Consider the following 11,902-nt stretch of genomic DNA (forward strand, 5'->3'; position numbering starts at 1 on the left):
TGTGACCAACCTAGTAGGTGCATCAAGTCGCGAATGTTGCGATGCGTTAACGGTGTGAAACAGCTCGATCACGGTCGAATAACGGTCTGACCGGCCGATCGCACCGCCCGGGGCGCAGGGAGCGCGCGTGGATCAGACGAGATCGGCGACGTCGGATGCCCCGCGGACGCGCCGCGCCGAGAGGAGCGAGTCGATCGTCAGCACGATCAGGGCGAGCCACACGAGGCCGAATCCGATCCAGCGCTCGATCGGCATCGGCTCGCCCATGAGCCACCAACCGGTGAGGAACTGCATGATCGGGGCGACGAACTGCAGCAGTCCGATCACGGTCAGCGGGGCGCGGCGCGCGCCGGCGGCGAAGAACAACAGTGGGACGGCCGTGACGGCACCGGCGAGCAGGAGCATCGCGGCGTGCCCCGCGCCTGAGGCGCCGAAGGTGAGCCCCGTCGTCGCGGCGACGACGACGAGTTGTACGGCGGCGATCGGCGCGAGCCACAGCGATTCGAGCGTGAGCCCGCTGATGGCATCCACACTCGGCCCGATCTGCTTCTTGACGAGACCGTAGGTGCCGAAGGATGCCGCGAGGGTCAGTGCCATCCACGGGAACGAGCCGTACCCGACGATGATGACGGCCACGGCCAGCCCCGCGATGCCGATCGCGACCCACTGCGCCGTCCGCAGCCGCTCGCCGAGCACGAGCACACCCAGCAGCACCGTGAAGATCGGGTTGATGAAGTAGCCGAGGCTCCCCTCGATCACATGCCCCGTGAGGGTCGAGATGAGGAAGACCTGCCAGTTCACGTAGATGAGCAGGCCCGCGATGATCGTCCAGAACACGAGCCTGCGATTGCGCAGAATCGCGAAGAGCTTGCGCCACGTGCGTGTGACGGTCAGCAGGATCGCGCAGAACAGCAGCGAGAACAGGATGCGCCAGGCGACGACCTCCCACGGTCCGGTGGGGGCGAGCGTCAGGAAGTAGAGGGGCATGAAGCCCCATAGGAAGTACGCGATGAAGGCGTAGACGCCGCCGAGGGACTGTTCGCGGGAGGTCTCCTCGGGTGTCATGGGTCCAAGCCTAGAACGGTCGTGACACTGTGCGTGCCGCTCGGGCCCGCGGCATCCTGCCGATGTGCATCATCGTCCTGCCAACGAAAGAAGCCCTCGGCGAACCGAGGGCTTCTTTCGTGTGCGAACGTCAGCGGACGACAACCGCCAGCACGTCACGCGCGGACAGGACGAGATACTCGTCACCACCGAACTTGACCTCGGTGCCACCGTACTTGCTGTAGATCACGCGGTCGCCGACGGCGACGTCGAGGGGGACACGGTTGCCGTTGTCGTCGATGCGGCCGGGGCCGACGGCGACGACTTCACCCTCCTGGGGCTTCTCCTTGGCGGTGTCGGGGATGACGAGGCCACTGGACGTGACCTGCTCAGCCTCGACCTGCTTGATGACGATGCGGTCCTCGAGCGGCTTGATGGAAACCGACACGGTTTACCTCTTTCTGGCTTGGCGTACTGCAAGACTCATTAGCACCCGCAGGGGCGGAGTGCTAATGGCAAGTCTAGGGCGCGGCTGGCACTCGTGCAACGCGAGTGCCAATCGGGCTTCGTTCCCATCTCACCTTCTAGGCTGGCCCGATGGAACTCGCCGAGCTCACCACCCTGCTGACGCCCGAAGGACTGCGGCTGGTCGACGAGCTCGGCGCCATCGATTCGACCGATGGCGTCGCGGCCGCGGTGTCGCGCCTACGGGCATCCGGCCTGTCGCCCGACCTCGTGTCGGCCGCAGTCGGGCAGGCACGGCTGCGCACACGCGCCCGCGCGAAGTTCGGTGAGTTCGCCGACCGCATGCTTTTCACTCGGGCCGGCCTCGAGCAGGCGACGCGCCTCGAGGTGGGTGCCCGCCATGCCGGGAGGTTCCGCGACGCGGGCATCCGTCGTGTCGCCGACTTGGGTTGCGGCATCGGCGGAGACTCGCTGGCTTTCGCGGGGATCGGGCTCGAGGTGCTCGCCGTCGAAGCCGACGAGGTCACGGCGGCGCTCGCCGCGTACAACCTGGCGCCGTTCGGCGACGGCGCCCACGTGCAGCACGCGCGTGCCGAAGAAGTCGACCTCGCCGGCGTAGACGGCGTCTGGCTCGACCCGGCCCGTCGCACTGCCGGCCACACCGAGACCACCCGCGTCGGCGCAGGCGACTGGTCACCGCCCCTGGAGTGGGTCTGGAGCCTCGCCGCGCGCACACCGGCCGGCATCAAGCTCGGCCCCGCGTTCGACCGCGCGCTGATCCCGGCCGATGCCGAAGCGCAGTGGATCAGCGTCGACGGCTCGACGATCGAGCTCGTCGTGTGGACCGGCATCCTCGCGCGCCCGGACGTGCGGCGCGCCGCACTCGTCATCCGAGGCGGCGTGGCGGCCGAGCTCGTGGCATCCGGCGATGCTGCCGACGCCCCGGTGCGCGACCTCGGCGCCTACCTGCACGAGCCGGAGGGCGCGGTCATCCGCGCGCGGCTCATCGGCGAAGTGGCGCGCACGATGGATGCCGGGATGATCGACGCGAAGATCGCCTACCTGACCTCGGATGCCGCGGTCGACAGTCCGTTCGTGCAGAGCTTCCGCGTGCGCGAGCGCATGCCGAACGATGTGAAGGCCCTCGCCCGCGCGCTGCGCGAGCGCGGCATCGGGACGCTCGAGATCAAGAAGCGCGGGGTCGACATCGACCCCGCGGCCCTACGCACCAAGCTCAAACTGCGCGGCGCGGAGGCGGCGACGCTGTTCGTCACCCGGATCGGCGACGCGCGCGTCACGTTACTCGCCGACCGCGTCTGACGCGCCGACCGGGTCTGCTCGCCGGCCGGGTCTGCTCGCCGACAGGGTCTGCTCGCCGACCGGGACTGCTCGCCGACCGGGTCTGATCGCCGACAGGGTCTGATCAGAGCCGGTTCAGCCGAACAGCGGCCCCTGTGTCGATGCCCACCACAGCCAGCCCGCGCTGTAAATCAGCGACACGACGCTCAGGCAGAGCGCCCACACCGCAGCCTGGCGCGACTCCCACGGGCGACGCAGCGCGACGACGGCGAGCCCCGCGCCGACGAGCCCGATGAGGAATCCCCAGCCGACGAGCACCGACACGATCAACCCGAGGATGCCGAAGAGCAGCGCCCACGGCGCGCTGCGGGGCAGCGGCGATGCGGTGGCGGGCGCCCAGTCGAGCTCGGTGTGGACACTGGCCGTTATCGGCAGCGGGCCGGTCAGCTCGCGCGCGAAGCCGCCGTGGTGTTCGCCGGGCAGCGCCGCCGAGGTCGCGAGGACAACGTCGTCGGAAGGCGCGTCGAGGTGTGCGGCGGGTGGGGCGGGCGGCAGTGCCGCGGGCTGGGCGGGCGGCGGTGCCGCGGGGAGGGCCATGCCCGCTGTGCCGGCATCCGCGATCACGGTCGGCGTCTGCTCGTTGTCGCTCATCGCGCCACCGCACTTTCGACGGGCGCTTCGGCGATCTGGATCTCGGTCACCGGCAGGGTGGAGTCGGCGCCGAACTCGAGCGTCGAAGGCTGACGTCCGCTCGCGACCAGCTGCCCGGCGAGCGCCGCGATCATCGCTCCGTTGTCGGTGCACAGGCTGAGCGGCGGGATGCGCACGGTCACTCCCGCGGCTGCGGCGCGCTCGAGCGCGACCTCGCGCAGCCGCCGATTGGCGATGACACCACCGCCGAGCAGCAGCCGCGGCACGCCGTGGCGCGCACAGGCATCCAGTGCCTTGGTCACGAGCACGTCGACGACCGCTTCGCGGAACGATGCCGCGACGTCGGCGACCGGAGCGGCCGTGCCAGATGCCTCGGCCTGCTCGACCCACCGCGCAACGGCGGTCTTCAGCCCCGAGAACGAGAAGTCGTAGCGGTGCTCGGCCATGTCGGATGCCCGCGACAGCCCCCGCGGGAACCGGATCGCGGCCGGGTCACCGGTCGCAGCGGCGCGGTCGATCTCGGGGCCACCGGGGTAGGGCAGCCCGAGGATGCGTGCGATCTTGTCGAACGCCTCGCCTGCCGCGTCGTCCATCGTCTCGCCGAGCAACTCGACGTCGGTCGTGAGGTCGCGCACGAGCAACAGCGACGTGTGCCCACCGCTCACGAGTAGCGCAACGGTCGGGTACTCGACCTCGTCGCGGTCCAGGAGGTCGGCGGCGATGTGCCCGACGAGGTGATTGACGGCGTAGAGCGGCTTGCCGAGACTGACGGCGAGCGCCTTCGCGGCGCCGACACCGACCATGAGCGCACCGGCGAGCCCCGGCCCGCTCGTGACGGCGATCGCATCGAGCTCGTCGAGCGTGATGCCCGCTTCGGTGGCAGCGGCCTCGATCGCCGGCTGCAGCGCTTCGAGGTGGGCACGGGCCGCGACCTCAGGCACGACGCCGCCGTAGCGGGCGTGCTCGTCCATCGAGCTGGCGATCGTGTTCGACAGAAGGGTGCGGCCGCGGACGATTCCGATGCCGGTCTCGTCGCAGCTCGTCTCGATCCCGAGGACGAGGGGCTCATCGCGGTTCATGCGAGCGCCTCCGCGGCTCGAAAGCAGGCTGAAGTGGCATTTGCTCGGCCGGCACGGCGCTCGGAGCGCGATCCAGCCTGCTTTTGGGCAGTCTTCACGAGCACACCCCCGCGTCGGCGGCGGCGGGCGCGCGACCTGCAGGCCACGCGGCGAGGTCGAGCTTCATCACGATCGCATCGACGTCATCGGGCTGGTAGTAGCGCGGGCGACGGCCGATCTCGACGAACCCCTCCGAGGCGTAGAGCGCGGTGGCGGTGGGGTTGTCGTCTCGCACCTCCAGGAATATCTCGCGCGCTCCGCGCTCGCGCGCCGTCTCGAGCAGAGCCCGCAGCAGGGCGCGGCCCCGCCCCCTCCCCCGCGCCGCCTCGGCGATCGCGATGGTCTGGATGTCGGCATCCGCCGCCCCCGCCACCGCGCGCACGCCGCCATAGCCGACGATGCCGCCCGCCTCGATGTCGACGAGGTAGCGGCCGTGCGGCGACGCGAGCTCGCCCTGCATCATCGGCTCACTCCACGCGTCGGTGGGGAACGAGACGCGCTCGAGCTGCATGATGTCGGCAAGGTCGGATGCCTCCGCTGCGCGCAGCGTCATGTGCTCACCCTCTTGCGGGGCGCGGGCAGCGTCACGTCGGGAGCGCGCAGGTACAGCGGCTCGGGGCCGGACAGGGTGCGGCTTGCCGCAACGGCGCGGCCCGCGAGCGTCGCGAGCATCGTGGCCGAGATCGCGGTGACGTCGTGGCGGGTAGCGCCCAGGCCCGCGAGGACGTCGTCGATGCTGTCGCGGGGTGTCAGGGCGGGGCCATGTGCCCGCTCGGGGATGCCGTCGTCGTCGAGCCCGTCGTAGACGGAGTACGCGAACTCGCGGCGACGCGCGTCGGTGACCACCGCGAAGCGGGCGGTCCCGGCGAAGGGGTCGGCGAGAGCCGCGGCGAGGATCAGCTCGAGCGCGGCTGCGTCATGGCTCGGCACGGGAACGACCGGCAGCCCGCGGCCGAGCGCGAACGCGCGCGCCGCCGCGATGCCGACGCGCAGCCCCGTGAACGGGCCGGGGCCCATGCCTGCGGCGACGTGCGTGAGGACGACGGGGGTCGGCGTCGTGGTGCCGATCGGGCCCAGCGTGGCTTCCGTCAGCACCGTCTGCAGCAGCGTGCCGATCACTTCGGCATGCCCAAGCGGGTTGGCGCTCTGCGCTGCAGCGAGGGCGACGCCGTCGGTCTCGACGACGGCGACGGCCGTACCGAGGGAGGTGTCGATGCCGAGGATCACGTCATCCAGGGTAGCCGCGGTTGCACGGGCGGCGCGTAGCCTGTGCGGGCCGCGTTCGGCCGCGGGAACTCCGCAGATTCGCGTGAACTCCGCAGACCCCGCGGGTTTCGCTGCGGAGTTGGTGACAATCTGCGGAGCTGCGGGGGTCAGGCGGTGCGGCGGGAGATCCGGACGTGCCGCGGCGCGGCATCCTCCATGTCGGCGACGTGGTGACCGGATGTCCCGCAGGCGGTGTCGACGCCGGTGCCGCTCCAGCCGCGGTCGATCTCAACCTCCCACCAGTGGTCGGCGACGGCCGCGGCGAACGGGGCCGCCCATTCGGCGATGACGACGGAGTGCGCAAAGTCGATGTCGAGGTCATCCAGTTCGCCGTCGGTGCCCAGCCGGTAGGCGTCGACGTGGACGAGCGGCGGCCCGTCGCTCAGCGATGGATGCGTGCGGGCGATCACGAATGTCGGGCTCTGCACGGGGCCGCGCACGTTCAGCGCTGAGGCGATGCCACGCGTGAGCGTCGTCTTGCCCGCGCCGAGCGGACCGGTGAGGACCACGAGGTCCCCCGCCCGCAGCGCCCCGCCGAAGGCGCGGCCGAGCGCCTCCATGTCGTCAGCCGAGGCGATCTCGCGCTCGCCGACGAATCCGTCCAGTCCGGTCATCAGGACGTCACTCTCCATAACTCAGGAGAACAACCGTCGCCGGGTTCGGCATTCCGCGTGATTCCGCAGCGGCGCACGGCCGGGACGCGCGAATCTCCTGAGTTGTTGCGGCGGCCTCACACACAGCCGCGGCGGCCCCGTGCACCGCCGCCGCTGTGGCGTCGCCCGCGCACCGGCGCACGGCGCTCACCGGGCGACCTCGCGGCGGGGCACGCGCGGGCCGATGCGGGTGACGATCTCGTAGTTGATGGTGCCCGCGGCATCCGCCCAGGTCTCGACCGCGGGCATCCCGAGCGTCGGGTCGCCGAACAGCACCGCCTCGTCACCGACCGCGACGGGCAGGTCGCCGACGTCGACGACGAACTGGTCCATCGCGATGCGCCCGGCGATGGGGAACACCGCGCCGCCGACGCGGACCGCCGCTCCCCCGGATGCCGCGCGCGGGATGCCGTCGGCATAGCCGAGCGGAACCAGGGCGAGGGTCGTCTCCTCGGCGGCGCGATGGGTGTAGCCGTATGAGACGCCCTGCCCGGCGGATACGCGGCGCACCGCCGCGACCGCGGCGCGCAGCGTCATGGCCGGGCGCAGGCCGAGGTCGGCCGACGTGCGATCCGCGAACGGCGAGAGCCCGTACATCGTGACGCCCAACCGCACGCACCCGAAGCGCGCCTCGGGCAGGTTGATCGCGGCGTGCGAGGCCGCGAGGTGCCGCAGCTGCGGCGCGAGTCCGTGGGTCGCGGCGAGCGCGAGGGCATCCGTGAAGCGGGCGAGCGCGGCGCGATCGTCGGCGTCGCTCGTGTTGGACAGGTGGCTGAAGATCCCGACGACGCGCAGCTTGCCGATCCGCTCGAGGCGCGCCGCTTCGGCGAACACCACGGGCAGGTCGGCGGGCGGGATGCCGTTGCGTCCGAGCCCGGTCTCGGCCTTCAAATGCACCGCGACAGCACGCTCAGCGGATGCCGCGGATGCCGCCGCCTGCAGCTGCGCGAAGCTCGAGATCCCGAGTTCGATGCCGAGGGCCGCCGCCTCGGCGAAGGACGCGCCGGGCGCGTGCAGCCACGCGAGGATCGGCGCGCTGATCCCCGCGCGGCGCAGCGCGATCGCCTCGCTGATGTCGGCGACGCCGAGGCGCGTCGCTCCGCCGGCGAGCGCAGCGATGGCCGAGCGGACGGCGCCGTGCCCGTATCCGTCGGCCTTGACGATGGCGATGACCTCCGACTCGGTGAGTCGGCGCAGGTGGCGCACGTTCTCGGTGATCGCGGCGGTGTCGATGAGCGCTTCGCGCATCGTCCCGTCGGGCAGGCGCGTCATGCGGGGTCCCCGGGTGAGTCGGTTGCGGATGCCGCGGCGCGCCCGGTGACCGGTCCGTCCGATTCGGCGATGACGTAGGCCGTCGCGAGTCCCGCGTCGTGGCTGAGCGACAGGTGCAGCGCCGCGATGCCGCGGCCTGTGACCGTGGCATCCGTCTCGCCGCTGAGGGCGAACACGGGGCGGCCGCTGGGCTCGGAGGCGACCTCGATCTCGGTCCAGTGCACACCGTCCGAGCCGCCGAGTGCCTTGATCAGCGCCTCTTTCGCGGCGTAGCGCGCGGCGAGCGAGTGCGACTTGAGGTGCTGCTCGGCCGGGGCGAAGAGCCGCTCGAGGAGTCGGGGCGTGCGCTCGAGCGAGCGCTCGAAGCGCGGGATGTCGACGATGTCGACGCCGATTCCGACGATCACTCCGCCAGCCTACCCGCGCACGCTCCACCCCTACAGCGCGCCCACCCCGCACCCTCCCGTCCGCGAGACTGCATCGGTGCACCGAGACTGCAGCGCACGGATGCAGTCTCGGTGCACCACTGCTGTTTCGCGGTCGCGGACGGCACCGCCCGGCGGCGCGAGCGCGCCACCCCGCGGGGTTACTCCACCGTGACGGACTTCGCGAGGTTGCGGGGCTGGTCGACGTCCAGGCCCTTCGCGGTAGCGAGGCCCATCGCGAAGATGTGCAGCGGAACGACCGCGAGCAGGGGCTCGAAGAACGGCCCGGCGAGCGGGATGCGCAGCACCTCGTCGGCGAAGGGCAGCACCGCGGCGTCCCCCTCCTCGGCGACGACGATGACGCGGGCGCCGCGCGCGCGGATCTCCTGGATGTTCGACACGACCTTCTTGTGCAGCTCGGATGCCTCGCGCGGCGACGGCACGATCACGAACACCGGCTGCCCGGGCTCGATCAGCGCGATCGGGCCGTGCTTGAGCTCACCGGCGGCGAAGCCCTCGGCGTGGATGTACGAGATCTCCTTGAGCTTGAGCGCGCCCTCGAGCGCGACCGGGTATCCCACGTGACGGCCCAAGAACAGCACAGACTGCGTGTCGGCCATCCAGCGCGAGAACTGCTCGATGTGCTCCTGCTCGTTCTCGAGCACCCACGAGATCTTCGCCGGCACCGCCTCGAGTTCCCGCACGTGATCAGCCGAAGAAGCCGCAGAGAGCACCCCGCGCACACACCCGACATGCAGCGCGAGCAAGTACAGCGCGGTGATCTGCGCGACGAAGGCCTTGGTGGATGCCACGGCGACCTCGGGCCCCGCGTGGGTGTAGATCACGGCATCCGATTCGCGTGGAATCGTCGCGCCCTGCGTGTTGCAGATCGACAGCGTCTTCGCGCCGCGCTCGCGCGCGTACTTGACCGCCATGAGCGTGTCCATCGTCTCGCCCGACTGGCTGATCGACACGACGAGGGTGTCGTCGCCGATCACCGGGTCGCGGTAGCGGAACTCGTGCGCGAGCTCGACGCTGACGGGCACGCGCGTCCACTGCTCGATCGCGTAGGCGCCGGTCTGACCGGCGTAGAAGGCCGTACCGCAGGCGATGATGATGATGCGACGGATGCCCGTGAACAGCTCGTCCAGTCCGTCGAGCTCGGGGATCACGACCGCACCGTCGTGCACGCGGCCGCGCAGGGTGTTGGCGACGGCCTCGGGCTCTTCCGAGACTTCCTTCGCCATGAACGACGACCAGCCACCCTTTTCGGCGGCGGAGGCATCCCACACGACCTCGAACGGCGAGGTCTCGACGGGGTTGCCGTCGAAATCGGTGACCTCGACACCGGCGGGCGTGATTGCGACGATCTCGTCCTGACCGATCGCGAGGGCATTGCGGGTGTGCTCGACGAAGGCGGCGACGTCGGAGCCGAGGAAGTTCTCACCCTCGCCGAGGCCGATCACGAGCGGCGAGTTGCGGCGGGCGCCGACGACGAGTCCGGGCTGCTCCTGGTGCATCGCGAGCAGCGTGAACGCGCCCTCGAGGCGGGAGACGACCGAGCGGAAGGCCACGACGAGGTCGCCGGATGCCCGGAACTCGTGCCCCAGCAGCACCGCCGCAACCTCGGTGTCGGTCTCGGAGCGGAAGGTGTACCCGAGCGAGACGAGGTCGGCCTTCAGTTCGGCGAAGTTCTCGATGATGCCGTTGTGGATGAGGGCGAGCTTGTCGTCGTCGGCGAGGTGCGGGTGCGCGTTGGCATCGGTCGGGCCACCGTGTGTCGCCCATCGGGTGTGGCCGATGCCCGTTGTCCCGTCAGTCATGGGATGGGCGGCGAGGTCGTCGCGCAGCACTTGCAGCTTGCCGGCGCGCTTGCGCATGGCGAGGTCGCCCGCGGAGTCGATCACGGCGATGCCGGCCGAATCGTACCCGCGGTACTCGAGGCGGGCGAGGCCCGAGATGAGGATGGCCTGGCTGTCCCGCGGGCCCACGTATCCGACGATTCCACACATGCGGTACATCGTACGGTGCTACGACACCAGCCACCTCAGCGAACCCTGGGGAGAAAAGGCCTGCCCCCAAAAAAAGGGGGGGCCCTCCGGAGACGAGCCGTTGGGGACGGTCGGTGTCGGGAGGACCCCTACTCACGCACTCCCGGGCAGGCAGTTTGGGGGGAGCCTGTCCGAACGCCGCTTGGGGGCAGCTGAGTCTGCGCGAGCACCTCCATGGTACCGGGATCGACGTTCTCGTGATGCGATGCGCCAGGTTTCGTCGATGTCTTCCGCCCCCGCGGAAGCTGTGCCATACTCGTGGTCGTCAGCCGTCGGTGACGTCCCGCTGAGTGGTGGAGTTTCTCAACACCGTGCGGGTCAGTTGTTTTGATTATGCCGCAGTGAGTTCGGGGATGCTCACCTCCTCGGGTTCGGCGAGCAGGAGCACCATGGATTGCTCGCTGAAGTAGCGGCGGTCGGCGCCGTCCCATTCGTCGTGCTGCTCGATAAGGACGTGGCCGGCCAGGCGGAGCAGGGCCGCGGGATTTGGGAACGTGCCGACGACGTCGGTGCGGCGTTTGATCTCCTTGTTGACGCGTTCGAGGGGGTTCGTGGACCAGATCTGACGCCAATGCTGGAACGGGAACTGGCAGAACGCGAGGAGGTCGTCCTCGGCGTCTTCGAGCATGCTGGCGACCTTCGGGTGCGAGCGGGTGAGCATGCGAACGACCTCGTGGAACTGGGTGAACACGTGCTCGGTGTCGGGTTGCGCGAAGATCGTGCGGATGATCGACGCGACCATCGGGCCCGCCGTTTTCGGGACGGCGGTAAGCACGTTCCGCATGAAATGGACCCGGCACCGCTGCCAGGCCGTGCCCTGGAACACGGTCTGGATCGCGGCGACGAGCCCGGTGTGCGCGTCGGAGATCACGAGGCGCACCCCGCCGAGGCCGCGGGCCTTGAGTGAGCGCAGGAACGTCGTCCAGAACGGCTGCGACTCGGTCTCCCCGACCTCGAACCCGAGCACCTCCCGGCGCCCGTCCGCGGCGACCCCGACCGCGACGACGACCGCTTGGGAGACGACCCGCCGGCCGACCCTTGCTTTGCAGTAGGTGGCGTCGAGGAACACATACGGGTAGGTGGTCTCCGCGAGCGGGCGGTCACGGAACGCGGCGACGTCCTCGTCGAGGTTGCTGCAGATCCGCGACACCTCGCTCTTACTGATCCCCGTGCCCGCACCGAGCGCTTTCACGAGGTCATCGACCTTCCGGGTCGAGACGCCGTGAACATAGGCCTCCATCACGACCGCGAACAGGGCCTGATCGACCCGCCGGCGCCGTTCCAACAGCGATGGGAAGAACGACCCCGCCCGCAGTTTCGGGATCCGCAGCTCGAGATCCCCGGCCGTGGTCGACACCGTCTTCGAGCGGGTGCCATTGCGCTGCGCCACCCGCTCAGGGGTGCGTTCGAACGGGGCGGCGCCGATGAACGCGGCAGCTTCCGCGTCGATCAGCTCCTGATAGAGCGTCTCGGTCGCGACCCGAATCCGGTCGGTGACGCCGGTGAGTTTCAGTTCCCCGAGGAGCTCGAGGAGGGCAGACTGGTCAAGAGCCATCGTGCGTTGTGTCTTTCTGTGAGTAGCTTTAGTCGGTTCTCACTGACCATCGCACGATGGCTCACCACGTCCTCGACGTGACACTCAGCACCGAGATCTACAC

At 70.1% G+C, this 11,902-nt stretch carries 12 protein-coding genes; 1 reads left to right on the forward strand and 11 read right to left on the reverse strand.

Annotated features, from left to right (window positions below; all coding sequences use genetic code 11):
- Positions 1-132 precede the first annotated feature (132 nt).
- Positions 133-1,065 (reverse strand): EamA family transporter RarD, encoded by a 933-nt coding sequence (rarD, locus tag BGO46_RS09770; RefSeq protein WP_292678371.1) that lies wholly within the window; start codon positions 1,063-1,065, stop codon positions 133-135.
- Positions 1,066-1,195: 130 nt separating this feature from the next.
- Positions 1,196-1,492 carry a co-chaperone GroES gene (gene groES, locus BGO46_RS09775; protein ID WP_292678373.1) on the reverse strand — a complete coding sequence of 99 codons (297 nt, stop codon included), beginning with the start codon at positions 1,490-1,492 and terminating at the stop codon, positions 1,196-1,198.
- A gap of 149 nt (positions 1,493-1,641) precedes the next feature.
- On the opposite strand from groES, the gene BGO46_RS09780 reads away from it, so the two are divergent.
- The gene (locus BGO46_RS09780) at positions 1,642-2,829 is read left to right on the forward strand and encodes a class I SAM-dependent methyltransferase (protein WP_292678375.1); all 1,188 of its coding nucleotides are present in this window, start codon (positions 1,642-1,644) and stop codon (positions 2,827-2,829) included.
- A 114-nt stretch (positions 2,830-2,943) separates the two neighbouring features.
- On the opposite strand, the gene BGO46_RS09785 is transcribed toward BGO46_RS09780, so the two are convergent.
- The 9 genes from BGO46_RS09785 to BGO46_RS09825 all read right to left on the reverse strand — a co-directional run bounded on the left by BGO46_RS09785 (position 2,944) and on the right by BGO46_RS09825 (position 11,799).
- Positions 2,944-3,459, reverse strand: a complete 516-nt coding sequence (locus BGO46_RS09785) for a hypothetical protein (RefSeq protein WP_292678377.1) — start codon at positions 3,457-3,459, stop codon at positions 2,944-2,946.
- The gene (gene tsaD, locus BGO46_RS09790; protein WP_292678379.1) at positions 3,456-4,538 is read right to left on the reverse strand and encodes a tRNA (adenosine(37)-N6)-threonylcarbamoyltransferase complex transferase subunit TsaD; all 1,083 of its coding nucleotides are present in this window, start codon (positions 4,536-4,538) and stop codon (positions 3,456-3,458) included. The genes BGO46_RS09785 and tsaD overlap by 4 nt, the downstream gene beginning before the upstream one ends.
- A gap of 94 nt (positions 4,539-4,632) precedes the next feature.
- Positions 4,633-5,130: a ribosomal protein S18-alanine N-acetyltransferase gene (gene rimI, locus BGO46_RS09795; protein ID WP_292678381.1), complete on the reverse strand. Its 498-nt coding sequence runs from the start codon at positions 5,128-5,130 to the stop codon at positions 4,633-4,635.
- Positions 5,127-5,804 (reverse strand): tRNA (adenosine(37)-N6)-threonylcarbamoyltransferase complex dimerization subunit type 1 TsaB, encoded by a 678-nt coding sequence (gene tsaB / locus BGO46_RS09800; RefSeq protein WP_292678383.1) that lies wholly within the window; start codon positions 5,802-5,804, stop codon positions 5,127-5,129. Before tsaB ends, rimI begins: the two co-directional genes overlap by 4 nt.
- A 146-nt stretch (positions 5,805-5,950) precedes the next feature.
- Entirely contained in the window at positions 5,951-6,457 is a 507-nt protein-coding gene (gene tsaE / locus BGO46_RS09805) for a tRNA (adenosine(37)-N6)-threonylcarbamoyltransferase complex ATPase subunit type 1 TsaE (RefSeq protein ID WP_292678385.1), read from the reverse strand.
- 186 nt (positions 6,458-6,643) lie between these two features.
- Entirely contained in the window at positions 6,644-7,768 is a 1,125-nt protein-coding gene (alr, locus tag BGO46_RS09810; RefSeq protein ID WP_292678387.1) for an alanine racemase, read from the reverse strand.
- A complete protein-coding gene (locus BGO46_RS09815) occupies positions 7,765-8,175 on the reverse strand; it encodes a holo-ACP synthase (protein WP_292678389.1) in 411 nt (136 codons plus the stop codon). The genes alr and BGO46_RS09815 overlap by 4 nt, the downstream gene beginning before the upstream one ends.
- A 179-nt stretch (positions 8,176-8,354) precedes the next feature.
- On the reverse strand, positions 8,355-10,205 hold the full coding sequence (glmS, locus tag BGO46_RS09820) for a glutamine--fructose-6-phosphate transaminase (isomerizing) (RefSeq protein ID WP_292678391.1): 1,851 nt from the start codon (positions 10,203-10,205) through the stop codon (positions 8,355-8,357).
- Between the two features lie 370 nt (positions 10,206-10,575).
- Positions 10,576-11,799 (reverse strand): IS256 family transposase, encoded by a 1,224-nt coding sequence (locus BGO46_RS09825; RefSeq protein WP_292897833.1) that lies wholly within the window; start codon positions 11,797-11,799, stop codon positions 10,576-10,578.
- Positions 11,800-11,902: the final 103 nt, after the last annotated feature.

The organism is Microbacterium sp. 70-16, from assembly GCF_001898315.1.
Lineage (GTDB): Bacteria > Actinomycetota > Actinomycetes > Actinomycetales > Microbacteriaceae > Microbacterium.